This is a genomic window from Bradyrhizobium sp. 153, assembly GCF_023073835.1.
Lineage (GTDB): Bacteria > Pseudomonadota > Alphaproteobacteria > Rhizobiales > Xanthobacteraceae > Bradyrhizobium.
Map to the genome: position 1 here is coordinate 185700 of NZ_JADPKH010000053.1, position 26266 is coordinate 211965.

Below are 26266 nucleotides of genomic sequence, written 5' to 3' on the forward strand. Positions count from 1 at the left end.
CGGATTAACGGAGCGTTGGTATGTGGGGCGGGGCCGTGGCTCAACTGTGGCACGGAATCGACAGTCCCGGCGGCCTTTGCCGCAAAACTCACACAGCACCGTAAAACTTGCGGCAGAAAAGCCACAGCTTGGCTCTTGCAGCGCGGGATAAGGGCTTCTGTGCTGGAATTGTGGCAGATTTCAACCATAATGGGATTAGCGGAGTCGAGGAATTTGGGCGCCAAGCTCAGGCCTTCCGCACGGTATTGTTTTGATTGGAACCAAACCATGTCGTCGCTGAAAGTAAAATTTGGGATTTTGGCCGTTGGCCTGATGCTGTCGGGCTGCATGCAGGCCACGCATTTCGAGGCGACGGACACCAAGGCCTTCAAACCGAAGGACAAGGAACTCCTCGCCAAGGTCAAATACGAGAACACCCCGGTTGCAGAGCCGTTCCGCCGCGCCATTGTCGAGTATCACCGTAAGGAATCGCCGGGCTCGATCGTGGTCGATTCCGACAATCACTACCTCTACTACGTGCTGGAGGGCGGCAAGGCGATCCGCTACGGCATCACCGTCGGTGAAGAGGCCATGGCTTGGTCGGGCATCGCCAAGGTCGGCAGCATGACCGAGTGGCCGGCCTGGCATCCGACCCCGGGCGAGATTTCGCGCCTGGGCGTGCCGACCTATGTCGCGCCGGGTCCGGACAATCCGATGGGCTCCCGCGCCATGTATCTCTATTCGGGCGGCAAGGACACGCTGTTCCGCATCCACGGCACCAACCAGCCGGAATATATCGGCGCCTCGATTTCATCGGGCTGCATCCGCCTGACCAATGAGGACGCGATCGATCTCTACAACCGCGTCAAGGTCGGCACCATCGTCGTGGTCCTCGAGCCGAAGCATGGCGACTCGCCGTATAATTCGCGGCTGGCGCTCGGCAGCAGCCAAACTGGCCAGGCTGGCAGCTACTGATCGGCTTCGATCTCTGACATTCAAAAGCGCCGGTTTCACCGGCGTTTTTTTGTTGCCGGCTTGTGCGACCGGGCTTTGTTGCCAGCAGCCGTCGGTTTGTCCGCGGGCGCACCGGGTTTCTCCGCCCCGTCGCCCGCGTCCTCGTTCGCTTCGGGCTTGGCCGCGACCTCGCGCGGCGGCGCCTCCTCGGGACGTTCCGCCGGCAGCAGCGGGGCGACTTGCGGCAAGGGATCCCAGACGTTCCACTGGCAGATCCGATAGTCATTGCGCCGCTGCGCCAAATCGAGATGGATGTGGTCCTCGTGGTACCAGTCCGAGCCCGGGCCGAGCACGGTGGAAAAGCGCGCGCATACGGACTGCAGCACGCGCTCGCGCACCTCGCGCGACATGGTCCGGTCGGTGAGGCCGATCGACTGCCCGTTGGCGAGCTTGATCGCGCGGACGTCGAGCGCATTGGCCTTGCCGTGCTCGGACAGCATCGCGCCGACGACGCGGTTACGGCCGCGGCACTCGAAGCTGTCGAAATTGTCGAGGTCGCTGATGGCAGAGCCGAGGCTCGCGGCCAGTGGCGCCATGTCCTTGCGCACCCAATCGGCCACTGCCGACGCCATGGTGCAACGGAGGATCGCCGCCGGCTTGACCGCCACCTTGCGCTTGTCCGGCAGCACGATGGCTTCCAACCGCACCAGATCCTCGCCGCCGCAGGCGCCGGGGCCGCGGATATCCGGAATGGAGGGCGCGACCGCGATCTCCTCGGTCAGCGCTAGCCGGCAGGCCGAGGCCTGCTTCTCGGGCGGCGGCGCAGCTTCGGCCGGCTTGTCGGCGCTTGGCTTGTCGGCAGAGGCCTTGTCTTCCGGCTCCGACGCCCCCTCGTCGGCTGCCTTCGGGGCCTCCTCAGGGCGGCGTCGCGGCAATGGAATCTTGGCGGGACGAGCGGCTGCGCGCGGCCGTGGCGTACCAAGGCCGAAGATATCCAGCGGCGCAGGATATTTCCGCGCCTCTGCCCTCTCGGCGAGCACAAGCGACAGCCCGATCGCAGCGGTAACCATTGCTGCGCCGGCGGACATATAGCCGCGACAAGACCATTTGCGGCGAAAGTCCGGCAGGCTAAAACTCATGACAATTCTTTGGCCCAACGCTGAGAGCGATAACGCGCCCAGCGACTTCTCGGAGGAACGTCAGAATGCTCGGTTTGATGCAAGATTGGCCCCTGCTCTGCCACCGGATCATCGAACACGCTGCCAGGATTCATGGCAAGCAAGAGGTGGTGACGCGCTCGGTCGAAGGACCGATCCATCGCACCAACTACGCCCAAATCCACAAGCGCGCGCTCAAGGTCTCGCAGATGCTGGAGCGCGACGGCATCAAGCTCGGTGACCGCGTCGCCACGATCGCCTGGAACACCTGGCGCCATCTCGAGGTGTGGTACGGCATCATGGGAATCGGCGCCATCTGCCATACCGTCAATCCTCGCCTTTTCCCCGAGCAGATCGCCTGGATCATCAACCATGCGCAGGACCGCATCGTGGTGACCGACATCACCTTCGTTCCGATCCTGGAGAAGATCGCCGACAAACTTCCCAGCGTGGAACGCTACGTCGTGCTCACCGACAACGCGCATATGCCGGAAACCACGCTGAAGAATGTGGTCGCCTACGAGGACTGGATTGCGCAGGCCGACGGCAAATTCAAATGGAAGGACTTTGACGAGAACACGGCAGCCGCGATGTGCTACACGTCGGGCACGACGGGCGACCCGAAGGGTGTGCTGTATTCGCATCGCTCCAACGTGCTGCACGCGCTGATGGCCAACAATGTCGACGCGCTCGGCACCAGCGCGTCCGAGACGATGCTGCCGGTGGTGCCGCTGTTCCACGCCAACAGCTGGGGCATCGCCTTCTCCGCGCCCTCGCAGGGCACCAAGCTGGTGATGCCCGGCGCCAAGCTCGACGGTGCCTCCGTCTACGAGCTGCTCTCGACCGAGAAGGTGACGCACACGGCGGGCGTGCCCACTGTGTGGCTGATGCTGCTCCAGCACATGAGCGCCAACAACCTGAAGCTGCCGGACCTGAAGACGGTGATCTGCGGCGGCTCGGCGATGCCGCGCTCGATGATCAAGGCCTTCCTCGACATGGGCTCGAACGTCCGCCACGCCTGGGGCATGACCGAGATGAGCCCGATCGGCAGCGTCGCGGCGCTGAAGCCGCCCTTCCAGAACGCGACCGGCGAGGCGCGGCTCGACGTGCTCCAAATGCAGGGCTACGCGCCATTTGGGGTGCAGATGAAGATCACCGACGATGCCGGCAGGGAACTGCCCTGGGACGGCAAGACCTTCGGCCGCCTGAAGGTCGCCGGCCCGGCCGTTGCCAAGGCCTATTACCGGGTCGACGCCAACATCCTCGACGAGGACGGCTTCTTCGACACCGGCGACGTCTCGACCATCGACGAGGACGGCTACATGCGCATCACCGACCGCTCTAAGGACGTGATCAAGTCCGGCGGCGAATGGATCTCCTCGATCGAGCTCGAAAACCTCGCGGTCGGCCATCCGGCCGTGGCCGAAGCCGCAGTGATCGGCGTGTTCCACCCGAAATGGGACGAGCGGCCGCTCCTGATCGTGCAGCTCAAGCACGGCCAGCAGGCCACGCGCGAGGACATCCTGAAGTTCATGGACGGCAAGATCGCCAAATGGTGGATGCCCGACGACGTCGCCTTCGTCGACGGCATCCCGCATACCGCGACGGGCAAGATCCTCAAGACGGCGTTGCGCGACCAATTCAAGGATTACCGCTTCCCGAACGCGGCGGCGTAGGACATCACGCGCGTCGGTCCGGGCGGCTCAAGGAGCCGACCCGGAATCTGGAGATTCCGGGTTCGATGCTCCGCATCGCCCCGGAATGACGGGCCGTAACAGTCCGGTCTCCCTTGAATTTGCCCCCGGGCCATGGTCTCAACGGCGCATCGTCGCGCCAGATCCGGCCGGCATCGCCTTAAAACCCCGGCAGAGCTCACCCGATGGCCCGCAGGTTTTCAGCTCCCTATCAGTCGGAGCCCGTGTCCAGCCTCGCAAGCTGGGCGCGTAATCTGGCCGTGTTCGCGGTGGTGGCGGTGGTGGTCTCGATCATCATCGTCCGCTTCGACTTCCTGGAGATGAAGCCCGCGCTGATGGCCTTCTTCGGCGGGCTCGCGATCGCCGTCCTCTCGATCCTGTTCGGGCTCGCCGGCTTTGCCGCGATCTGGCAGAACGGCTCGCGCGGCATGGCGCGCATCCTGCTCGCTTTCCTGATCGACGGCGCGATCCTCGCCTATCCGGCCTATCTCGGCCTGCAATACCGCAAGCTGCCGGCGATCCACGACATCACCACCAACCCAATCGACCCGCCGCGCTTCGACGCGCTGGCGCCCGTACGCACCGGCGATGGCACCAACACCGCGGTCTATGCCGGTCTCTATTCGGCCGAGCAGCAGCGCCAGTTTTATCCCGATATCGAGCCGATCGAGCTGGAGATCCCGGTGGACCGCGCCTATGCGATCGCGCGTCAGCTCGTCAATAAGCGCAAATGGCTCGTCATCGACGAGCGCGCGCCGCAGCCGCCGCGCCGTATCGGCCGCATCGAGGCAGTCGCGCGCACGCCGATCATGGGGTTCCGCGAGGACGTCTCGATACGGGTCGTGCCTGATGGCGATGATTCGCGTGTCGATATCCGCTCCGCCTCGCGTTATTTCGAGAGCGACCTTGGCAGTAACGCTGCCCGCGTCAAGAAATTCATTGATGATCTCAACACCGCCGCCGATGCCGATGCGCTCAAGCCGGTGAAGAAGGCCCCGGTCGCGCCGCCAAAGACGCCGGCGAAGACGGTGAAGAAGTGACGCGCTAGCGTTATCCCGGCGCGCCGGAAAGCGACGAACCCGGGATCTTGAGATGGCGATTTACATAATTGACATCACAGACCCTACAGTTAGTTCGCTCTAACTCACGATTTACATTGCGATGGGGCCATTCCACGGGTAGAAGGACCCACGGAACAGGTCGAATCATGAGCGACAAGCCCGGCGAGCCCGGCCCCAACATCTACGAGACGATGGCAGAGCGGAGAGCGCGGCTCTTGGCCGAGGCCGCTGCCGTGGAACGGGACATGGAAGACCTCGCCCGGATCGCGGCGAAATACAACTTGGCGGTATCAGGACTGCACCTTCCCTCACCGAGTATTGGGGCTCCTGCCTTGGGGGTTCTCACTTCGACCCCCGCGACACCGGATGGCCCGGCAACAATGTTGGCCCTAATCGATCTGTATAAGTCGCACCCCGACTCTCCCTACAAAAATCTCACCCATGCGTCGCGCAAGCACTATGACGCGCTGCTCAGCATGATCACTAGGGATCATGGGGATGAGCGTTTGGCTGGCATTCAGCAGGTGCACTTCATCGACTGGCACACGGATTGGAGCAAGGGCGGCACTCTTGCCATTGCTCACGCTAAGATCGGCATGGTTCGCAACCTGTTTGGCTTCGGCACAGAGGTGCTTAAGGACAGCAACTGCGAACGCCTGTTTGGCATCTTATGCAAACTGAAATACAAGCCGCCCCCGGCCCGTACTGAGCGCCTGACGGAGCAGCAGGCCCACGACATCCGGGCTATGGCGCGAAAGATGGGCCGACCGTCGATTGCACTTGCACAGGCCTTTCAGTCCAGCTCCCGCCTTCTGCAGAAGGACATAATTGGGGAATGGGTGCCCGTCTCAGAACCGGGCATGTCCGACATCACGTCGGGCGCGCTGAAATGGATGCGCGGTATTCGCTGGAATGAAATCGACGAGAACTTGGTGCTGCATCATTCAAGCCCGAGTTGGCTGGGCGACGCCGAGATCAATCTTCTCGATTTCCCGATGATCGTTGATGAGCTTCGAATCCAGTTTGGCCTCGACGCAAGCAAACCCGCTCGCAATAAGCTGCCGAGTGTTGGAGCGATTGTGCGCTCGGAATGGGACGGGCTGCCGTGGACGCCGGTTGAGTTTCGTCGGTGGTGGCGAAAGGTCGCGAATGCTTGTGGCGTGCCGCCCACGGTCAAGAATATGGATGGCCGCACCCGCGCCAAGGACGGCGACGACTCCGAAGAAAAGGAGCGGCGACATGCAAGATAGAAACGGCGGGCCTAAGCCCGCCGCATGAGATGGACAGTGGTGTAAGAAACACGGCTTGGTTTTCGTAGGGCCCCCTCTTCAAAGTAGGCCGCCAAGTTGATGCCGGTATCAAATCCGGTCTGTCCTCCACACCCTCTTGCTTTGGGCCGTGTGCACCGTTGCAGGGGGCAGCCACCGCGAGGGTGGCAGGATGGGTTGCGAAGCCCGTTCAGCAACTAACCTCAGGGGGAGCCACGGAGAACCCTGAGGGACTTAAAGGAGGTGGGAGCAATGCAACCACCATAGAGTAGGCGCGGCGCGGTACTGGTCTCACCCCGGTATCGCGTCGCGCCCGTTCTACTAAATCATTGGCGGACATGCAAGAATCCCGTTTTCGTTATGCGGTTGAGTTAAGGCGAATGAGCAAACGAACCGATACGACACATTCGAGGCAGAAGCTCAGCAACGCTTCGAAGTTGCACTTCGCGGCGCGCTCAAAAGCCCTCCTAAGTCATTGAAAGAAAAACAAAAAAGTGCAGAAAACCAAGAAGACAAAGACTAAGAAGGCCCGCTAGGCTTTCGTTTGGCAGCGCGCTTGCGCAGTAGGCGACGGTCAGCGCGCGTCCGATCCGGCTCAATGAGATTGACTTCAGACGCTTGCCAGCCGCGCCCTTGACGGCAAGGTCTGCACGTTCTCCGTCCTCAACGCCGATTGCCGAGCGGTTGGAGTAGCGGAAGTCGAACCTCCGCCAGATAGCGGTGCAGGTGCTTGATAGACGCCCTTCATGCGCGCTTGAAGATGCTGTAGTAGCCCTCAACCGTGTTGGTCGAGATGATCTTGTCGGCCTCCCTGCGCACATTCGTCCTTACTGTGGATGACGGTCGAATGGTCGAGGCCATCGGCTTCGGCAAAGTACTTGCAGGTGTAGTGCTCGTGGCGCGAAATGCCGGGGTCGATGCTGCGCATCGTCCCGGTTGACGAGGCCAGTCTAGCTCGCCATCCGGTACGTGCCGCCGATCACGGGATCGCCGTCCGTCGCAACCACGCCCCGCGCGACCAGGTCCTCCAGGTGCGCCAGCACGGAGTAGCCGGCGGCGGTCGTCAGCCTGGGGTCGATCCCGATATAGATCGCACGCACCATGGTCGGGATGTCGGTCTCGCCCTTGGCGAGGCGATGCAGGATCGAGGCCTCGCGCGCCTTGCGATGACGGATCAGGAAGCGCACGAAGCGCGGGCCGTCCGGAATCTCCGGGCCGTGGCCGGAGAAGTAGAGATCCTCCTCGCGGGACGCGAGACGGTCCAGCGAGTCCATATAGTCGATCATCGAGCCGTCGGGCGGCGCCACGATCGATGTCGACCATCCCATGACGTGATCGCCGACGAAGTTGAATTTCCGCTCGGGCCAGGCAAAGGCGAGATGGTTTGCGGTGTGGCCGGGCGTCGCCACCGCCTCGAGCCGCCAACCGGCGCCTTCGACGACGTCGCCATGGGCGATCCTGACATCAGGCGTGAAATCGCGATCGGCGCCAGATTCCGGAGTGTGCTTCTCGCTCTCGAAGCGCGGGCGCGAGGCACGGTGCGGGCCTTCGGCATAAACGGGCGCGCTCGTTACCTGCTTGATCCGCGCGGTGTTCGGCGAGTGATCGCGGTGGGTGTGGGTGACGAAGATATGGCTCACCGTCTCGCCGCGCACGGCCTCCAGCAGCGCCGCAGCATGTGCCTCGTCGTCCGGGCCGGGGTCGATGATGGCGACGTTGCCCTTGCCCACGATGTAGCTGACGGTGCCGGTGAAGGTGAACGGGCTCGGATTGTTACAGAGCACGCGCCGCACCCCGGGGCGGACCTCCTCGACGATTCCGGGCGTCAGCGGAAAGTTGCGGTTGAACGGGACGTCGTCATTGTCGGACATGGGACTTCCTGTGCACTGCCGAACCCTCGCCGTCATAACCCCGCGAAGGTGGGGTATCCAGTACGCCGCGGCGTCTGTGGCGAAAGGCGCGGTCTCTGGAATACTGGTTTGCCCGCCCCAGTGCGCAACTGCGCACAAGGCGGGCGATGACAGCTGAGCAAGATAATAGCCACGGAAGACGTGGCTAGAAAAACGCCTGAATGCCCGTGATCGCGCGGCCGAGGATCAGGGCGTGGACGTCGTGGGTACCCTCGTAGGTGTTGACCGTCTCGAGGTTCTGGACGTGGCGCATCACGTGGTACTCGATCGAGATGCCGTTGCCGCCGTGCATGTCGCGGGCGGTGCGGGCGATGTCGAGCGCCTTGCCGCAATTGTTGCGCTTCATGATCGAGATCATCTCGGGCGCGAACTTGCCCTCGTCCATCAGGCGGCCGACGCGAAGCGAGCCCTGAAGGCCGAGCGCGATCTCGGTCTCCATGTCGGCGAGCTTCTTCTGCACCAGCTGGGTCGCGGCAAGCGGCTTGCCGAACTGCTTGCGGTCGAGCGTGTACTGGCGGGCGCGGTGCATGCAGTCTTCGGCGGCGCCTAGCGCACCCCAGGAGATGCCGTAACGGGCGCGGTTGAGACAGCCGAACGGGCCCTTCAGGCCGGAGACGTTGGGCAGCAGCGCGTCCTCGGGAACCACGACCCCGTCCATCACGACCTCGCCGGTAATTGAGGCGCGAAGCGACAGCTTGCCGCCGATCTTCGGCGCGGAGAGGCCCTTCATGCCCTTCTCCAGCACGAAGCCGCGGATCTGGTTGTCGTGCGCCGCCGACTTGGCCCACACCACGAATACATCGGCGATCGGCGCGTTCGAGATCCACATCTTGCTGCCGGTGAGGCGATAGCCGTCCGAAACCTTCTCGGCACGGGTCTTCATGCCGGCGGGGTCGGAGCCGGCGTCGGGCTCGGTCAGGCCGAAGCAGCCGACCCACTCGCCGCTGGCGAGCTTCGGCAGGTATTTCTTGCGCTGGTTCTCGTCGCCATAGGCGTAGATCGGGTACATCACCAGCGAGGACTGCACCGAGTTCATCGAGCGATAGCCGGAATCGACCCGCTCGATCTCGCGCGCGACGAGGCCATAGGCGACGTAGCTCGCATTGGCGCAGCCATATTCCTCCGGCAGGGTGATGCCGATCAGGCCGAGTTCACCCATTTCGTTGAAGATCTCGCGGTCCGTCTTCTCTTCGAGATAGGCCTCGGAGACGCGTGGCAGCAGCTTGTCCTGAGCATAGGCGCGCGCGGTGTCGCGCACCATGCGCTCGTCTTCGGTGAGTTGCTCGTCGAGCAGGAACGGATCGTCCCACTGGAAAGAAGCCGCAGCCGGCTTGTCCTTGGCCTGAGGGCGCGCGCTCATGAAACGTCCTTTCGCTTCTGGTTCCGTCATAAATTGCCGGACAAATTAAAGCGCCGCGGCAACAAGTGCAATTGCATCCTGGTTTCGATCGATGCGAGGCGAAGCGTCGTACCCGGAATCTCCTCGCTTCTACGACATCGAGATTCGGGATCTGGCGCTTTCAGCGCAATCCCGGAATGACACTGCGTGTCAGCTTTCGAGCTGCTCGTTGGCGACGATCTCGATGCCGAAGCCCGACAGGCCTTTGTAGTCGTGCACCGAGGACGTGAGGTGCCGGATCGAAGTGACGCCGAGATCGCGCAGGATCTGCGCGCCGACGCCGACCTCACGCCACTGGCGGTTGCGGTCGGCTTCCGTGGACGACTCGTCCGGCAGCGGCGCGACGGGCACACCGGCTGCGCCGTCGCGCAGGTAAACCAGCACGCCACGGCCGGATTTCTTGAAATGCTCGAGCACTGCCGCCATGCGCTTATGCCCCGTGAAAGTGTCCTTGACGATGTTCGGCTTGTGGAAGCGCGTCAGCACGTTCTTGCCGTCGCCAACGCCATTGTAGACGAAGGCGACGTGGGCGATGGAATCGAACGGCGAGCGGTAGGCATAGCCCTGCAAGGGTCCGATCGGGCTCTCGGTGACGAAGGTCGAGACCCGCTCGATCAGCTTCTCGCGCGCCTGGCGGTAGGCGATCATATCCGCGATGGTGACGTGCTTGAGCTTGTGCTCGGCGGCGAAGCGGGCGACTTGCTCACCCTTCATCACGCTGCCGTCGTCGTTCATGAGCTCGCTGATGACACCCACCGGCGGCAGGCCGGAGAGCTTGCAGAGGTCAACCGCGGCTTCAGTGTGGCCGGAGCGCAGCAGCACGCCGCCGTCCTTGGCAATCAGCGGGAAGATGTGGCCAGGCCGGGCGAAGTCGTTAGCGCCGACATTGGGATTGGCCAGCGCGCGACAGCACGAGGCACGTTCCTCGGCCGAGATGCCGGTGCCGCCATCGGGCTTGTAGTCGATCGAGACCGTGAACGCGGTGGTGTGCGCCGAATCGTTGTGGGCGACCATCGGATCGAGCCGCAGACGGCGCGCGTCCTCGGTGGTCACGGGCGCGCAGACGATGCCGGAGGTGTGGCGGATGATGAACGCCATCTTCTCGGCGGTGCAGAGCGAGGCGGCGACGATCAGATCGCCCTCGCCCTCGCGATCCTCATCATCGGTGACGACGACGAGCTCGCCTCGGGCAAAGGCCTGCAAGACTTCTTGAACGCTGTCGGGCATTTCCCAATCTCTATCGGTTATGGCCGGGAGGCTTAGCCGGACTTGGCCCGGGGCGCTAGTCTCCCCAGCGCAACCACATATGCCGGGCGGCAGGCCTGCCAGGGTAATTCAGGCTTGCAGCGAAGATATCAAGGATATAGGCCGCGAGCGCCGGAGAGGAAGGCCGGCCGGTCAGGGCAGCACTTCGCGCCGCTCGCCGAGCCGTTGATCGAGCTCGGCGCGCTTGTCGGCCAGAAGGCCGGCCTGGGCGGCTTCGATCACCGTGAACAGCTCGTGGGCGTCGCTGAGCCGGGTCACCGTGACATAGCTGGCGCCGGCCTCGTAGAGCTCGCCGACGTCAGCCAGGAGGTCGGCCGTGGCCACGATCAGGGCGGTGGGGTTGAGCGCGCGGACGTGGCGGACCAGCTTCTCGTTGGTGGCGCCTTTCAGCAGCGAATCCGGCACACTGAGGATGATGATCTCCGACTTGCCGATGCCGGCATGAAGGAGCGTGTCGACATTGCTGATGTCGCCATAGATCACGTGCAGCCCCCGCGAGAGCAGGGTCTGGTACACATTCGGGTTGAAATCGACCACCGTGATCTGCTCCAGCAGCACCGGAGCCTGCCGCTCGATCTCGGCTAGCAGCGCGCTCGCCGCACGAAAAAAGCCGAGAATGACGATGCGGCGGGCCTCGCCGTGCCCGCCCTCATGGGCCTCCTCGGCATGGCCACTGCCATGATCGAGGTCGCGCAGGCCAATCCGCTTCAGGGGCCCGATCATCCAGCGGGTGATCTCGTCACTGCGCGTCATCACGAAGGTCGAGAGCACGGCCAGAACCACGAAGGCAAAGGAGGCCGCGTTCGCCGTCTCGGCTGCGATGTGGTGGTCGGCGATGCCGGTCTGGATCACCACCAGCGAGAACTCGGAGATCTGGGCGAGGTTGAGGGCCGGCAACAGGCTGGCGCGCAGCCCCTGTTTCATCAGATAAAGCGGGGTAAAGGTGGTGACGAGCCGGCTCACCACGGTAAACGCCGCGATCATCAAAGCGAGCCCGATCACGGAGAGGCCGGGCACGGGGATGGTCATACCGAGTGCGACGAAGAACAGGGTGATGAAGAAGTCGCGAAGCGTGGTGACCTTGGCCGTGACGTCGAGCGCATAGGGAAAGGTCGAAAGCGAGACGCCGGCGATCAGGGCGCCCATCTCGCGCGACAGCGACAGCCGCTCCGCCATCTCGGCGACAAGAAAGCACCAGGCCAGCGCGCCGAGCAGGATCAGCTCGGGCCGCCGGGCGATCTGGTGAAACAGGCGCGGCAGCACATAGCGGCTGACCAACAGCGCGGCAGCGACCAGCACCGCGACGCGGCCGATCGAGAGCAGGATGACGCTGACTTGCAGATTAGCCAGGCTCGGCTGCACCGCCAGGAACAGGATGGCGAAGATATCCTGGAGCACCAGCACGCCGAGGGTGATGCGGCCCGGCAGCGTGTCGAGCTCGCGCTTCTCGTAGAGCACCTTGACGATGATGACGGTGCTCGACAACGCGCAAGCGACGCAGAGATAGACCGCATCGAAATGCCCGCCGCCGAGGGACAAGCCAATGCCGACGAAGAACAGAACCCCGAGCAGGCAGCCCCCGAGCAGCTGGCCGCCTGCCGCGAACAGGATCACCTTTCCCGCCCGCACGATCTTCTTCAGGTCGATCTCCAGCCCGATCATGAACAGCATGAAGATCAGGCCGAGCTCCGAGATGACGCTGATCGATTCCTGCGATTTGACCCAGCCGGCGCCGAATGGACCTATGCAGAAGCCGGCGATAAGGTAGGCCAGGATCAGCGGCTGCCGGGAGAAATGGGCGAGCAGGCCCAGCATCCAGGCAAACAGAATACAGAGAGTGATGTCGCGAATGAGCTCGTGCATGCCAAATTGGTCCGTTTTGCCGCACCCTAGAGATGGGTCGCGGTGCGGCAAGCGAGCAATTCGTCACATGCGCGAAGGGCTCTTCGCAGCAATGCTGCTATGCCCCCTCGCCTATGCCGTGCCCGCCGCCGCGCAATCGAAAATCAGTATCGAACAAAGCTTTGCCGATTCGCTCACCGCGCTGCCGAAGGACGAACTCGCCGTATCCGGCGGGTTCTACGTGCCCGCCTATTCCAGCGTCGCGATGAGCCAGGGCAAGCTGCGTGTCGACTTCTCGGTGACGCTGAGCGTGCACAACGCCTCCGAGACCCAGCCGCTGGTGGTCAAACGCATCGCCTATTTCGACACCGCAGGCAAGCAGGTCGAGAGCTATCTGAAGGCGCCGGTCGCCTTGAGACCGCTCGCCACCGTCTCGATCTTCATTCCGACCGACGACGTACGCGGCGGGACCGGAGCCAATTTTCTCGTCGACTGGGCCGCAACAAGCGAGATCGCCGAGCCCGTGGTCGAAGCCTTGATGGTTGGCGGCGTCGCCAATGCGCATTACGCTTTCATCAGCCAGGGACGTCCGACCCGGACGGCCGGCAAGAAGTAAGACAGGCCGGTGCAACGCCGGCCGCCCAACAAGAACAAGACGAGGAACGCCCATGACGTCCAGCTTCGACTTCGCACCCCTGTTTCCCGCGGGGCTGCCTGCCCCCTCCGCGCGCTGGACGGGCCTTGCCAAATACAGCTTCGTCGGCGGCAACAACGACTCCGAACAGGTGCCGCTCGAGGGCCTGATCGAGGCGACAAACCTGGCACTACAGCGCGAGGGCCGCTCGCTCGCCACCTATGGGCTGGCGCATGGACCTCAGGGGTATTTGCCCTTGCGCGAATTCCTGGTGACAAAGCTCAAGCGCGATGCCGGCATCACCTGCACGGTCGACGACCTCCTGATCGTCTCCGGCTCGCTTCAGGCGCTCGATCTCGTCAACGCCACGCTGCTAGCGCGCGGCGACACCGTCATTTTCGAGCAGGAGAGCTATCAGGGCTCGCTGACCCGCCTGGCGCGGCTCGGCGTGAACGTGGTGGGCATCCCCCTCGACAAGGACGGCATGCGCATGGACGTGCTGGCCTCCACGCTCGCCGATCTGAAGAGCCGCGGCATCCGGCCGAAATACATCTACACGATTCCGACCGTGCAGAACCCGACCGGCAGTATCATGCCGGAGAGCCGACGCGCCGAGCTGCTGCGCCTGTCATCCGAATACGGCGTGCCGATCTTCGAAGACGATTGCTATGCCGACCTCGTCTGGTCCGGGCAGCGGCCGCCGGCGATCCATGCCATGAGCCGAAACGGCGGCGTGATCCATATCGGCTCGTTCTCGAAATCGATCGCGCCGGCGCTGCGCGTCGGCTTCGTCGTAGCGCCCTGGGATGTGATGTCGCGGATGCTGGCGCTGAAGACCGATGCCGGCTCGGGCGCGCTGGAGCAGATGGTGCTCGCGACCTATTGCAAGCCGCATTTCGCGAGCCATGTGCCGGCACTGACGAAAGCGTTGCGCACCAAGCTCGATACGTTGATGGAGGCCCTCAACGAGCAGTTCGGGACGGCGGCCGAGTTCGAGGAGCCCAAGGGCGGCATCTTCCTCTGGGTGAAACTGCCCGACCAGGTCGATACGCTCAAACTGTATCAAGCCGCGCTTGCCGCCGGCGTCTCGATCAATCCGGGGCCGGAATGGTCGACCAACAAGAACCATTCCAGCTCGCGACTGAGGCTCTGCTTTGCGAGCCCCACGCATCAGCAGATCCGTGAGGGCGTCGCCGTACTGGCCGAGGTTTGCCGCAAGGAATTTGGCGTACCGGCCCGCAGTGCCAACGTCGAGAAGAGGGCCTGATACCGAGCCACCTGGGGCTGGCTGCCGCGGATGCGGAGGCTAGCCGCAGCAAGAGGCAGCAAGAGGAAGACCGAGACGTTGCCCTTACCGGCCTCGATCTGGGCGACGTAGCGCTCGAAAATCCCTTCGCCCCGCAAGATTGACGACTTGATTCAGCATTGGTCTATCCACGTTCGCCTTCGGAAAGTGCATGCTACCCGGAAACGGCCGGCCTCATTGACCCGGATCCGATTCGCGCGCGATCGGCAGCCAGCGTGGGCGGCCGTGAGGGATGCTCTTCTTTGGAATTCTACGAGGCGGAGGGCTTGCCAGGACATGACGCGTTGCTTGAGCCGCTGGATCGCGGCTGCGCTGCCGTGGGTCGCACTCGTGTCCGCGGCGCGTGCCGAGACGCTTGCGGTAAGGGTCGAACAATGGGGCCTGCTCGGCTCTTGGGCCGTCGACTGCGCGGCTCGGCCCGACCGCGACAAGGGCGCGCTATTGACTTACGAGATCAGGAAGGACGGCCGGGTGATGTACCGGCGCAACTTCGGCGAAGCCAAGGACGAGAGCGAGGTCGTCTCCGCCACGGTCGATGCCGAAGGCCTGCTCGGTGTGATGATGTTCTTCCCCTCGCTCCATCAGACGCGCGAATTCGGACTCCTCTTGCAGAAGGATGGCAGCCTGCGCGCGACCTACAATCGCAGCGAGCGCGGCGAGTACACGATCAGAGACGGCAAATACGTCGCGACCGGCGCGCCAACACCGGCACAGCAACGCTGCGATTAACAGGCGTTCAGAATTCTCCCGCCGTTCCTCCGGAACGTTCGCGTGCATGCACGGTTTAGATGTGCATTCGATTGGAGGAGGACATCATGAAGAAGCTTGGTTATGTGGTTGCAGCTCTCGGCGCGATCGTGATCGCAGCGCCGACGCTGGCGAGCGCCGAGACGGTGGTGATCAAGCGCGGTCATCATCATCACGGCCCGTACGCTGCCCACGCCGAATACGGCATGCATCGTGACCATGGCTGGCATCGCGGCTGGCACCATCGCGGCGACAAGGTCGTCGTCATCAAGCGCAGTCATCGCCACCATCACTGGGACTAAAGCGCAACGCAGCATGGAGATGGCCCCTGGCGGGGCCATTTTCTGCGCGTTCGAAAGCACTCCAGGGCTAATCCCACGCCGGCGCGAAGCCGGGATTGACGCAGCGCCTGTCCTTCGGCAGTGCGGCGATCTTGTCGCGGTCGGCATCATCGAGCGTGATCTTCAGGGCATCGAGATTGGCCTGCTGGCTCTCGCGCCGCGACGCCTTCGGGATCGCCACGACGCCGTCTTGATCGAGCAACCATTTCAGCGCCACTTGAGCCGCGGTCGCGTTGTGCTTAACGCCGATCTCGCTCAGCACCGGATCCATTGCGAAGCGCCCCTGCGCCAGCGGGCAATAGGCGACCAGCGGGATGCTCCTGGCATTGAGATAGGTCAGCACCTTCGATTGATCGAGCATGGCGTGATATTCGACCTGGTTGCAGGCGATTGGCGCCTTGATGTCCTCGACGGCAATCTTGAGCAGCGCGGTGGTAAAGTTCGCAACGCCGATCGCCCGCGTCCGCCCCTCCTCCTTGAGCTTCATCAGGGTCTCGAACACCGCGCCCCAATTGGCGAATTTCGACGGCCAGTGCACGAGATAGAGGTCGACATGGTCGAGCCTGAGCTTCTTCAGGCTGGCGTCGAAAGCGCGACGGATCGCCTCCGGTACCAGATTCTCGTGCCAGACTTTTGTGGTGACGTGCAGTTCGCCGCGCGGCAGGCGGGAAGCGGCGATGGCCGAACCGATCGACTCCTCATTGGCGTACATCTCGGCGGTGTCGATGTGGCGATAGCCAATCGACAGCGCGCTCTCGACCGCGGCGCGGCAGGCATCGCCCTGCATGCGGAAGGTGCCGAGGCCGAGCTTGGGCATGCTGATGCCCTGTGTCTGCAGATGGTGCATGAAACAGACTCCTGACGTAGTTCATCGCGCCAGACGCGCGGTGACAGACTCTTCGCTGATGGAAAGGAAGTGGCGGGAGTAGCGACCATAGCGCGGGAGACGCCGGGCGGCCAATCAAGATCGAGTTAATGGCCTACGAATGCTGCGCCACGACGGCCGGTCGTGGCTGCTGCTGCGGCTGGATATCGACTGACCAGAGATCGCGATTCTCGACGTCCTTCAAGGTCACTCTCATCACACCGCTGCGGCCGTCGATGTCGACCCGGCCGAAGAACTGCAAGCCGAAGCACGGCGCCAGATTCTCGCCCTGCGCAGCGCTACAGCCGTGCTGGTACATTGCGACCGGACCAAAGGTGTCATCGAGTTCGCCCGGGCCCCAGGTGCCGGCATGCAGCGGGCCGGAGACGAACTCCCAGAACGGATCGAAGTCCTGGAATTGCGCCTTGTTAGGATCGTAGTAGTGCGCGGCGGTGTAGTGCATATCGGCAGTGAGCCAGACGATGTTGCGGATTCCGGCGCGCTTGATGAACGCCAGCAGATTGGCGATCTCGTGCTCACGCCGGTCGGGCGGCCCACTGCCGAGCGCAACGGCGTCCAGGCTGATCAGGCCGATCGGCAAATCGGCCGCAATCACCTTCCAGATCGCGCGTGAGGCAGCGAGCTCGCGCTTCAACCAGGCGAGCTGCTCGGTGCCGAGGATCCAGCCGCGATGGTCGCTTCCCTTATTCCAGGTGCCATCGCGATAACTCCGCATGTCGATCATGAAAACGTCGAGCAGCGGGCCGTAAGCGATCTTGCGACAGACCCGACCCTGCCGCGCGCCAACGTCGCGGATCGGCATGAAATCGAAGAACGCGCGGCGGGCGCGCGCGACCAAGAGCGGCGTGCCGTCGTGCTCGTAACCGGCGGCGTCGTAGCTGCCGGTCGGCGACCAGTCGTTGGTGACCTCGTGATCGTCCCACTGCGCGAACATCGGCACCTCGGCATGGAAGGCGCGAAAGTGTTCGTCGAGGTGGTTGTATTTGTAATTGCCGCGGAACTGCGCCAGCGTGTGCGCGACCTCGGATTTTTCCTCGGTGACGATGTTGCGCCAAATTTCGCCGTTCGGCAGGTTTTGTTCGGCAGGAATGGTGCAGTCCGCATAGATGTGGTCGCCGGAGTGGATGAAGAAATCCGGGCGGTTGTCGAGCATGGTGCGATAGCTGCGATATCCGCCACGCGAGACGTCGATGCCCCAGCCCTGCCCCGCGGTGTCGCCGGACCACAGGAACGAGATCGACTGGCCCGCGGCCGGCGCGGTGCGAAAATGGCCGACGCGGCTTTCGCCGGCAATCCCGGTCGCGATGTCGTCGAAGCGGACGCGATAGAAGATGTCCTGCCCGGGAGGCAGATCCTTCAGCAGCAGTTTTGAGGTGAAATCGGCCTCGGGCAGCGCATCGCCGGAGGCCAACGCGACGATCGCCTTGAAGCTCTCGAGGGTCGAGCACTCCACCTGCATCCGCGCCGCTCGGTCGGCGCGCGCCCAGATCACGGCGGAGCCGCCAGAGACATCGCCGGACTGGATGCCGCTCGTGATCTGCGGACGGTCGGCAGCGCGACTGAGATGCGGCTTTGCGAGCGTCCCAAGCGAGGCGACGGCGAGACTGGAGGTTGAATGGACCAAAAATTGCCGCCGGGTCCAGGCCCGCGCGGCGCGGAGCGTTGCCATTCAGGAAACCTTCGTCGAATCGCAACGAAAGGTGCCTGCGCTCCTTGACTCTATCCTGACGGTTTCTTGACTTCGCGCCTACGATTTTGCGACGCGCGCATGACGGTTTCGACTGGCAAGCGTAACCACGGTGCAGATGCGCTTCCTCGCCCGCTTGCGGAGGCGAGGTGAAGAGGCAGCAGCGCTGCGGCTAACGCTTCCAGTTGCAGATCCCGCCGGAGCGGCACGGCCAGGTCTGGATGCGCGTGTCCCTTGCCTGCGCGTCCAGCGGATTGCCGTGGCGATGTGAGAGTTTGGTGCGCGCCGTACCGCGCGGCTGGGCGCTCCGGGCATGCCCGACCTTGGGCTCGGCCACGTGCACGCGTTCGGCGGCAACCTTCTTCGGCACGTCCATCGGCTCGGCGCGCGCCTGCGCCTCGTTGCCGCCGCGTGCCTCCAAAGCGACCGGCGCGAACTGCGTCTCCGGGCCAAGCCGCTTCGGCGACAGTACGGCCTTGGACAGATCGAGACCCAGATATTCGTCAGGCTTGTAGCCGTCAGCATGCGCGAGGTCCGCCCCTGCGAGCACGAGCGCCACGGCAATTGCAAAGGGAACGCTTTTCAGGACCACGAGCACCTCCTGAAATTGATGAAGGGGTAATTTAGCCCTATTTAGGAGGCGCCACGCGCAATTCCAGCGGCCAATTGCCGCCGTGGTTAAGAAGTTTGGCGGAGTCAGGCGACTTTTCGCGTCGTCTCCGTCCCATCCAGGAACCCCATCAGGCGGCTGCGGATGATGGTTTCCGCCTCACTCATGATGCGGTCGACGAGCTCCTTGCAGGAGGGAATGTCGTGGATGAGGCCTGCGACCATGCCGCAGCTCCAGGCGCCCGCGTCCATCTGACCATCCAGCATGATCCTGGGATAGACACCCGCGACCTGGTCGTGAATGTCGTCGATGGTGAGCTTGGTGCCCTTCTCGCGCTCGATCTCGAGCAGGCGATCGACATTGGCGTTCTTCAGGACGCGCTCGGTATTGCGCAGCGCCCGCATGATCAGGCGGGTGTCGAGTTCGGTGGCGGCGACCAGCGCGTTCTTGACGTTCTGATGCACCGGCGCTTCCTTGGTGGCGATGAAGCGCGTGCCCATGTTCATGCCGGCTGCGCCGAGTGATAACGCCGCGACCAGGCTGCGCCCGTCGGCCATGCCGCCAGAGGCGACGAAGGGAATCTTCAACTCTTCCGCCGCGCGCGGCAGCAGGATCATGTTGGGAATGTCGTCCTCGCCGGGATGGCCGCCGCATTCAAAGCCGTCGACGCTGACGGCGTCGCAGCCGATCCGCTCCGCCTTCAGGGAGTGGCGCACCGAGGTGCATTTGTGGATGACCTTGATGCCGGCCGCCTTCAGCGCCGGCATGTATGCTTCCGGGCTGCGGCCCGCGGTCTCCACTGCTTTGATGCCACCTTCGACGATGGCCGCGATGTATTCCGGATAAGGCGGCGCCGAGAAGGTCGGCAGGAAGGTGAGATTCACACCGAACGGCTTGTCCGTCATGTCGCGGCAGCGCGCGATCTCCTTGGCCAGCAGCTCGGGCGTCTTCTGCGTGAGCCCGGTGATGATGCCGAGCCCGCCGGCATTGGAGACGGCGGCGGCCAGCTCGGCAAAGCCGACGAAATGCATGCCGCCCTGGATGATCGGGTGCTCGATGCCGAACAGTTCGGTGATCGCGGTCTTCACGTCAGTTTCCTCCCAGGGCTTTGCTTGATGTCAGGTTCAGTCTAGCCGCAGTCTCGTGCCGCGGTCACCCTTTCTCTCTGAACGGGGCGGAGAGCCCGTCAGTGCCCCCGCGCCGGCGCGCGCAAATCGATCCTGCGGAGCACGGCTGCGGTGGGGATCATCAGCAGGGCGACAATGGCAAGCGTCCAGAACACGTCGATATAGGCGAGGAGGTCGATCTGCTGCTGCAAGGTTTTGCCGACCCATGCGACCGCCTGCGACGCGGCATCGCTTGCATTGGAGCCCTGCGCTTGGAAGTAACGCGTCATGGCGTCGATGGTCTGCTGGTAGCCGAGATCGGACGGCGCGGCATGCTCGATCAGGCGGCTCTGGTGGAATTGCTGGCGCTGCGCCAGAATGGTCTGCGCCAGCGCGACACCCATGGAGCCGCCGATATTGCGGGCGACATTGATCAGCGCCGAGGCCTGGTTGGTCCTGTCCGGCGGGATGCCGTCATAGGAGGCGGTCGTCACCGGCAGGAACAGGAAGGGGAGACCGAGCGCAAGGAAGATGCGCGACAGCGCAGCGTAGCCGTAGGTGATGTCGCCGGTCAGCCCGGTGAGATGCCACATCGAGAACGCGACGATGGCGGCACCACACATGATGAGATATTTCGGCTGCACGATGCCGACGAGGCGGCCGACCACCGGCATCAGCACCAGCGTCGCGACGCCACCGGGCGACAACGCGAGACCGGCCAGCATCGCGGTGTAGTTCAGCTCGGTCTGGAGCAGCTGCGGCAGGAGCTGCGTCGTCGAGATCAGCACCGCGCCGGTGCCGAGCATGACGAGGAAGCAGGCGGCGAACTGACGCCGGCCAAGCAGGCGAAGGTCGACGATGGGCTGCTCCCGCGTCAGCTCCCAGGGAATGAGCGAGAGCAGCGAGACAGTCGCGAGCACCGCGAAGACGACGATCATGTTCGATCCGAACCAGTCATTGCGTTGGCCTTCGTCGAGCACGAATTCGAGCGAGCCGAGCCCGATCGCGACGAGGGCGAAACCGACATAGTCGACACGCAGACCCTTGCTGAGCAGCTTCTCCCTCTCCTCCTCTGCGCCCGACGGCTCTTTGACCAGCGTGCCGACCAGGAACAACGACAGCAATCCCATGGGAACGTTGATCAGGAACACCCAGTGCCAAGTATACGTATCGGTAATCCAGCCGCCGAGCGTCGGCCCGATCACTGGCGCGACCACGACGGCGACGCCGTAGATGGCAAAGGCCTGACCACGCTTATGCGGTGGGAAGGAATCGGCGAGGATCGCCTGCTCGCTGGTCGCCATGCCGCCGCCACCAAGGCCTTGCAAGATCCGGAACAGTACAGCGATTGCAAATTCCAGGCGAAGCCGCACAGGAGCGACGCGATCGAGAACGTCGCGACGCACATCATGTAGAAGCGCTTGCGGCCGATCACGGTCGACAGCCAGCCCGAGATCGACAGCACGATGGCGTTGGCGACGAGATAGCTGGTGATGACGTAGGTGCTCTCGTCGATGCCGACCGCGAGCCCGCCGGCAATGTGGCGCAATGCGACGTTGGCGATGGTGGTGTCGAGCACCTCCATGAAGGTCGCGATCGAGACCACGAAGGCGATCAGATAGGGATTGTGCCCGCCCGCCGCCGACCGCTCCGGCGACCAACCGCCGGCGGCCGCGCCGCCTTGCGCGACGTCCGTCATCGCACCCTGGTCCAGGGCACGACCGACATGCCCGGTCCGACCGGCAGATCGGGCGGCCAGTTGTCGACCACGATCTTTACCGGCACACGCTGCACCACCTTGACGTAGTTGCCGGTGGCATTCTCCGCCGGCAGCAGGCTGAACGCGGTGCCCGAACCCGGTTGCACCGAATCGACGTGGCCGGTCAGCTTGCGGCCGGGATAGGCATCGATGCGTATCTCTACCGGCTGGCCCGGCCGCATGTCGTTGAGCTGGGTCTCTTTATAGTTGGCCACGATCCACACCTGGTCGGGCACGAACATCATCAGGCTCTGCCCGGCGGTGACGAATGTGCCCTTCGCGCCGGAGAGCTTGACGACGCGACCGGACTGCGCCGCAACGACGCTGGTATATTGCAGGTTCAGCTTGGCCTGATCGAGCTGCGCCTGCGATTGCCCGAGCTGCGCCTTGGCGCCTTCGAGCTGCGCTTGTAGCGATTTGATGCTCAGTTGCGCGGCCGTCACCGCGGTCTTGGCGCGCTCGGTGTTGGCCTGCTGCGCCTGAAGGTCGGAACGGGTCTGTTGCTGGCGCTGCACGGTTCCGGCTCCCTTTTCGGCCAGATCCTGGGCGCGCGCGAATTCTTCCTGCGAGAACTGGAGTTGCGCCTGAGCCTGTTCGAGCTGCGCCTGGGCCTGCTTGATCTGCTCCTGCTGGGAGTCGATTTGCGCCCCGACATTGGCGATGTTCGCTTTGGCCGCCGCGACCTGCGCATTGGTTTGATCGATGGCGATGCGATAGTCGCGCTCGTCGAGCTTGGCGAGAAGGTCGCCGGCATTGACGTGCTGGTTGTCTGTGACCGGGATGTCGGTCACGTAACCGCCGACCTTCGAAGCCACCGAAAAACTGCGCGAGGCGACGAAAGCGTCGTCGGTGGACTCGTAATGGCGGACCTCAAGCCAGCAGAGCAGACCGCCGACGAGCGCCGCGATCAGCACGATGGCGCCGACAGTTGCTAACAGCCAATGCTGGCGAAGCCTCGGGCGCAACGGCGGCGCCGGTTCGCCCGACTGCTCTTTGACGTCGCGGGATCGATCAGGATTCGTTCTCGGAGCTTCTTTCGTCCGCTGCGGCTGCTCCGCGGACGGCCGACGCTCCCGGGTTTGAGCATCCACGCTGACCACCTTTTGTCGGGACTACCGGCCGCAAGCCAATTGAGCCAAGCTTGCGCGCCGGCAGCCCAACCGCAGCGCCGAAGCATGGTTCCGACTTGCTGGAGCACCGCTGTCATTCGTGAATGCGGTGCTCAGAAAAAGCGCAGCACCGCCGCGCTGCGCTTCTCGATCGCTCTTACGGAAAGTGGACGTTAGTGCGTCTTGGTCTCGTGCCATTTCTCGAGGTCGGGCTTTACTTTGTCCGATCCCTGCTCTTTTTCCGGATTGCCCTTCCAAGGCTTGTCCGTCTGCCTGTGCGAACCCCAGTCGTTCTGAGTCCGGGGATCATCGGTCGGCCGTTCCTTACTCATCGCATCGTCCTTTGTTACGCGAAGGGGACGCCGTAATAGGCATTGATACCGCGTACGGCAGCGTCATCACCCCAGTTCCACTCAGCCTTCTCACCATATTTCGGAGCGCCTTCCAGATCCTTCGCGGTAATCGCGGTAACATAGCCGCCAAGCTCGGTGTCGTATTTCAGGGACTGCCAGGGCAACGGGTAATGATCATTGCCGAGGCCGAGAAATCCGCCGAAGCCAAGCACTGCGTAAGAGACCTTGCCGCTGATCTTGTCGATCATGACGCGTTCGATTGAACCGATCCGGTTTCGATCGGCCCCATAGACCGATGTTCCTTCGACCTTGTCGCTTCCGATCAGCCGGCCCATCTCGTTTTGGTCCAGTTCACCCTGATTCAGCATCGTAATTCTCCACTCAGCCATTTGTGAATCAACGGCGCGAGGTCAGCGATCGTTCCGACGCGGTTCCGCAAGAGCCAAGGAACATCGCCGAAAACAACAGGTTCTCTGAGTCTAACCAGGTCCGAACCGAGAGAGCCGCCCCTAATGTCTCAGACCGTCTCAGACTTCATCGTTCAGCGCCTGCATCAATGGGGCGTGCGTCACATCTTCGGTTACCCCGGAGACGGCATTAACGGCGTGTTCGGCGCCATGAACCGGGCTGAAGGCAGGATCGGCTTCGTGCAGGCGCGGCACGAGGAGATGGCGGCATTCATGGCGACCGCCTACGCGAAATTCTCGGGCCAGCTCGGCGTCTGTATCGCGACCTCGGGGCCCGGCGCTTCGCACCTCGTCACTGGCCTCTACGATGCACTGCTGGATCACCAGCCGGTGCTCGCCATCGTCGGCCAGCAGGCGCGCAATGCGCTGGGTGGGAGCTACCAGCAGGAACTTGACCTGGTGTCGATGTTCAAGGACGTCGCCGGCGCCTATGTCGCACAAGCCTCTTCGCCCGCGCAGGTCCGGCACTTGATCGATCGCGGCGTGCGGATCGCCCTGGCGAGACGAGTCCCGACCGCGATCATCCTGCCAAACGACATCCAGGAGGAGCCTTACGAGGACCCGCCCCGTGCGCACGGCACGTTGCATTCCGGCATCGGCTACAGCGCGCCCAGCATCACGCCGCGTGACGCTGATCTCGACCGCGCGGCGGACATCCTCAATGCCGGCAATAAGGTTGCGATGCTCGTCGGGGCCGGCGCGCTTGGCGCCACCGATGAAGTCATCGCGGTCGCCGACCGGCTATCGGCCGGCTGCGCCAAGGCGCTGCTCGGCAAGGCCGCACTCCCCGACGACCTGCCATGGGTCACCGGCTCGATCGGCCTGCTCGGCACCGAGCCCAGCTACAACATGATGATGGAATGCGACACGCTGCTGATGATAGGCTCCGCCTTTCCTTACGCCGAATTCCTGCCCAAGGAAGGTGCGGCGCGCGGCGTGCAGATCGATATCGATGCCAGCATGATGTCGATCCGCTTTCCGATGGAGGTCGGTCTCGTCGGCGATGCCGCCGACACATTGCGCGCGTTGCTGCCGCGGCTCGCGCCAAAGAGCGACGGCGCCTGGCGCAAGGCCATCGAGCAGGATGTCGCGACATGGTGGAAAACGCTGGACGACCGCGCGCATCAGCCCGCCGCGCCCGTCAATCCGCAGCTCGTTGCCTGGGAATTGTCTCCGCGCCTGCCCGACCGCGCCATCATCACCAGCGATTCCGGCTCCTGTGCCAACTGGTTTGCGCGCGACCTGAAGATGCGCCGCGGCATGACCGCCTCGCTTTCCGGCGGCCTCGCCTCGATGGGTGCTGCGGTGCCTTACGCGCTCGCCGCCAAATATGCCCATCCGGACCGACCTGTGATCGCATTGGTCGGCGACGGCGCCATGCAGATGAACAACATGGCCGAGTTGATCACGGCCGCGAAATACTGGCGGTCTTGGCGAGATCCGCACTTCATCGTCTGCGTCTTCAATAACGAAGACCTCAACCAGGTCACTTGGGAGCAGCGCATCATCAACGGCGATCCCAAGTTCGAAGCCTCGCAGCGCATTCCTGACGTCTCCTATTCACGCTTCGCTGAGCTGATCGGCCTGCGCGGCATCTTCGTCGACTGTCCCCAGCTGCTCGGCTCGGCCTGGGAGCAGGCGCTGGCGAGCGATATGCCTGTCGTCCTGGAAGTGAAAACCGATCCCGAGGTGCCGCCGCTGCCGCCGCACATCACCTTGCAGCAGGCGAAGAATTTCTCGCTCACCCTGATGAAGGGCGATCCGAACGAAAGCGGAATGATCAAGGGAGCTGCGCGGCAGGTGTTGGAATCGATTCTGCCCGGAAAGCAATGAGGTGAACCATGAGTGACTTCCGCGATATTCAGCACGGCGTCAACGACCCGGTCGACGGCGTCGACGTGAAGTGGCATTTCAACGACAACCGGACACCGCATGAGCGGGCACAGCGTCATGCCGACGTGCGCGCCGACGCCACCGCCGCGCCGGCCGAGCCGTTTCTGCCCGAGCGGCTTCGGCGCAAGCCGACCGACCCCATCAACCCGCGCACCGGGCGTAATCCCACGGACTAGTCGTTAGGAACCTCGGCCCTCGCGGCGTGTTGATCGGCGCAACACGGCGCGGCAGGTGGCCGCGCGACAATTGGAGAGACGGACCATGAAACGAACCATCGTCGCCATTGCTTGCGTGCTTCTCGCAGGTCCCGCATTGGCCCAATCGCTGGGCGAGAAGACCGGCGTCAATTCGGCACTCGGCGTCGCGCCGGCAACCGCCGACTTCGTCAAGGAGGTCGCCATCAGCGACATGTTCGAGATCGAGTCGGGCAAGCTCGCTGAGCAGAAGGGCAATGCGCAGGAGAAATCGTTCGCCCAGCAGATGGTGACCGATCACACCAAGACCAGCAGCGAACTGAAGGGACTGGTCGGCAACGGCAAGGTCCAGGCGACGCTGCCGACGGCGCTCGACAGTTCGCACCAAAGCAAGCTCGACAAGCTCAAGAGCGCGACCGGCAAGGACTTCAGTTCCGACTACAATTCCTACCAGGTCAGCGCCCATGAGGACGCCGTCTCCCTGTTCGAGCGGTATGCTAAGGGCGGCGATAATGCCGCGTTGAAGGATTGGGCCGGCAAGACGCTGCCGGCGCTCAAGCACCATCTCGACATGGCCAAGGAGCTCGGTAAGGCGCCGAGCGTCGGTCAGTCCAAGTAGGCAGCGGCCGAGGACGGCGGCTCCG

The 26266-nt window shown here is 63.5% G+C and carries 23 protein-coding genes and 2 pseudogenes; 11 read left to right on the top strand and 14 right to left on the bottom strand.

From position 1 onward, the window contains the following. Positions 1 to 267 precede the first annotated feature (267 nt). Positions 268 to 954 (top strand): L,D-transpeptidase, encoded by a 687-nt coding sequence (locus IVA91_RS13615; RefSeq protein ID WP_247279172.1) that lies wholly within the window; start codon positions 268 to 270, stop codon positions 952 to 954. A 35-nt stretch (positions 955 to 989) separates the two neighbouring features. Here IVA91_RS13615 and IVA91_RS13620 read toward each other — a convergent pair whose 3' ends face one another. Beyond that, complete coding sequence (locus IVA91_RS13620) at positions 990 to 2072, bottom strand: extensin family protein (protein ID WP_247279171.1); 1083 nt, start codon at positions 2070 to 2072, stop codon at positions 990 to 992. 65 nt (positions 2073 to 2137) lie between these two features. Between IVA91_RS13620 and IVA91_RS13625 the strand changes: the two genes are divergently transcribed. From IVA91_RS13625 to IVA91_RS13635, 3 genes are all read left to right on the top strand, one after another. Beyond that, complete coding sequence (locus tag IVA91_RS13625; RefSeq protein WP_247279170.1) at positions 2138 to 3766, top strand: fatty-acid--CoA ligase; 1629 nt, start codon at positions 2138 to 2140, stop codon at positions 3764 to 3766. 203 nt (positions 3767 to 3969) lie between these two features. Next, positions 3970 to 4824, top strand: coding sequence for a DUF1499 domain-containing protein (locus IVA91_RS13630; protein WP_247279169.1), 855 nt, complete (start codon positions 3970 to 3972; stop codon positions 4822 to 4824). Positions 4825 to 4991: 167 nt separating this feature from the next. Continuing rightward, on the top strand, positions 4992 to 6095 hold the full coding sequence (locus tag IVA91_RS13635; protein ID WP_247279168.1) for a hypothetical protein: 1104 nt from the start codon (positions 4992 to 4994) through the stop codon (positions 6093 to 6095). A gap of 629 nt (positions 6096 to 6724) precedes the next feature. On the opposite strand, the pseudogene IVA91_RS13640 reads toward IVA91_RS13635, so the two are convergent. The 5 genes and pseudogenes from IVA91_RS13640 to IVA91_RS13660 form a co-directional block, all read right to left on the bottom strand. Then, positions 6725 to 6963 (bottom strand): annotated as a pseudogene (locus IVA91_RS13640) (transposase); the annotation flags it as partial. A 100-nt stretch (positions 6964 to 7063) separates the two neighbouring features. After that, complete coding sequence (locus IVA91_RS13645; protein ID WP_247279167.1) at positions 7064 to 7984, bottom strand: MBL fold metallo-hydrolase; 921 nt, start codon at positions 7982 to 7984, stop codon at positions 7064 to 7066. A gap of 184 nt (positions 7985 to 8168) precedes the next feature. Continuing rightward, positions 8169 to 9383, bottom strand: a complete 1215-nt coding sequence (locus tag IVA91_RS13650) for an acyl-CoA dehydrogenase (RefSeq protein ID WP_247279166.1) — start codon at positions 9381 to 9383, stop codon at positions 8169 to 8171. A 189-nt stretch (positions 9384 to 9572) separates the two neighbouring features. After that, positions 9573 to 10649, bottom strand: a complete 1077-nt coding sequence (gene ribB / locus IVA91_RS13655) for a 3,4-dihydroxy-2-butanone-4-phosphate synthase (protein ID WP_024340298.1) — start codon at positions 10647 to 10649, stop codon at positions 9573 to 9575. 171 nt (positions 10650 to 10820) lie between these two features. Next, complete coding sequence (locus IVA91_RS13660) at positions 10821 to 12551, bottom strand: cation:proton antiporter (protein ID WP_247279165.1); 1731 nt, start codon at positions 12549 to 12551, stop codon at positions 10821 to 10823. Between the two features lie 67 nt (positions 12552 to 12618). Between IVA91_RS13660 and IVA91_RS13665 the strand changes: the two genes are divergently transcribed. The 4 genes from IVA91_RS13665 (at position 12619) to IVA91_RS13680 (ending at position 15519) form a co-directional block, all read left to right on the top strand. Next, on the top strand, positions 12619 to 13146 hold the full coding sequence (locus tag IVA91_RS13665; RefSeq protein WP_247279164.1) for a DUF3124 domain-containing protein: 528 nt from the start codon (positions 12619 to 12621) through the stop codon (positions 13144 to 13146). Positions 13147 to 13198: 52 nt separating this feature from the next. Continuing rightward, a complete protein-coding gene (locus IVA91_RS13670; protein WP_247279163.1) occupies positions 13199 to 14431 on the top strand; it encodes a PLP-dependent aminotransferase family protein in 1233 nt (410 codons plus the stop codon). A 315-nt stretch (positions 14432 to 14746) separates the two neighbouring features. Beyond that, on the top strand, positions 14747 to 15199 hold the full coding sequence (locus tag IVA91_RS13675) for a hypothetical protein (protein WP_247279162.1): 453 nt from the start codon (positions 14747 to 14749) through the stop codon (positions 15197 to 15199). Between the two features lie 86 nt (positions 15200 to 15285). Continuing rightward, on the top strand, positions 15286 to 15519 hold the full coding sequence (locus IVA91_RS13680; protein ID WP_247279161.1) for a hypothetical protein: 234 nt from the start codon (positions 15286 to 15288) through the stop codon (positions 15517 to 15519). Positions 15520 to 15586: 67 nt separating this feature from the next. Here the strand turns inward: IVA91_RS13680 and IVA91_RS13685 are convergent, their stop codons facing one another. The 8 genes and pseudogenes from IVA91_RS13685 to IVA91_RS13720 all read right to left on the bottom strand — a co-directional run bounded on the left by IVA91_RS13685 (position 15587) and on the right by IVA91_RS13720 (position 23436). After that, on the bottom strand, positions 15587 to 16405 hold the full coding sequence (locus tag IVA91_RS13685; RefSeq protein WP_247279160.1) for an aldo/keto reductase: 819 nt from the start codon (positions 16403 to 16405) through the stop codon (positions 15587 to 15589). Positions 16406 to 16538: 133 nt separating this feature from the next. Next, positions 16539 to 18113: an alkaline phosphatase D family protein gene (locus IVA91_RS13690; protein WP_247279159.1), complete on the bottom strand. Its 1575-nt coding sequence runs from the start codon at positions 18111 to 18113 to the stop codon at positions 16539 to 16541. Between the two features lie 190 nt (positions 18114 to 18303). Then, positions 18304 to 18723: a hypothetical protein gene (locus IVA91_RS13695; protein ID WP_247279158.1), complete on the bottom strand. Its 420-nt coding sequence runs from the start codon at positions 18721 to 18723 to the stop codon at positions 18304 to 18306. Positions 18724 to 18827: 104 nt separating this feature from the next. Then, positions 18828 to 19829, bottom strand: a complete 1002-nt coding sequence (locus tag IVA91_RS13700; RefSeq protein ID WP_247279157.1) for a nitronate monooxygenase family protein — start codon at positions 19827 to 19829, stop codon at positions 18828 to 18830. A gap of 98 nt (positions 19830 to 19927) precedes the next feature. Continuing rightward, a pseudogene (locus IVA91_RS13705) lies at positions 19928 to 21546 on the bottom strand (DHA2 family efflux MFS transporter permease subunit). Beyond that, positions 21543 to 22697 carry an HlyD family secretion protein gene (locus IVA91_RS13710; protein ID WP_247279156.1) on the bottom strand — a complete coding sequence of 385 codons (1155 nt, stop codon included), beginning with the start codon at positions 22695 to 22697 and terminating at the stop codon, positions 21543 to 21545. The pseudogene IVA91_RS13705 and the gene IVA91_RS13710 overlap by 4 nt, the downstream one beginning before the upstream one ends. Positions 22698 to 22888: 191 nt before the next feature. Then, entirely contained in the window at positions 22889 to 23047 is a 159-nt protein-coding gene (locus IVA91_RS13715) for a hypothetical protein (RefSeq protein ID WP_247279155.1), read from the bottom strand. A 14-nt stretch (positions 23048 to 23061) separates the two neighbouring features. Beyond that, a complete protein-coding gene (locus tag IVA91_RS13720; RefSeq protein ID WP_247279330.1) occupies positions 23062 to 23436 on the bottom strand; it encodes a PRC-barrel domain-containing protein in 375 nt (124 codons plus the stop codon). 144 nt (positions 23437 to 23580) lie between these two features. Between IVA91_RS13720 and IVA91_RS13725 the strand changes: the two genes are divergently transcribed. The 3 genes from IVA91_RS13725 to IVA91_RS13735 all read left to right on the top strand — a co-directional run bounded on the left by IVA91_RS13725 (position 23581) and on the right by IVA91_RS13735 (position 26241). Then, positions 23581 to 25368: a thiamine pyrophosphate-requiring protein gene (locus tag IVA91_RS13725; RefSeq protein ID WP_247279154.1), complete on the top strand. Its 1788-nt coding sequence runs from the start codon at positions 23581 to 23583 to the stop codon at positions 25366 to 25368. A gap of 8 nt (positions 25369 to 25376) precedes the next feature. After that, positions 25377 to 25604: a hypothetical protein gene (locus tag IVA91_RS13730; protein WP_130212842.1), complete on the top strand. Its 228-nt coding sequence runs from the start codon at positions 25377 to 25379 to the stop codon at positions 25602 to 25604. Between the two features lie 85 nt (positions 25605 to 25689). Further along, positions 25690 to 26241 carry a DUF4142 domain-containing protein gene (locus IVA91_RS13735; protein WP_247279153.1) on the top strand — a complete coding sequence of 184 codons (552 nt, stop codon included), beginning with the start codon at positions 25690 to 25692 and terminating at the stop codon, positions 26239 to 26241. Positions 26242 to 26266 lie beyond the last annotated feature (25 nt).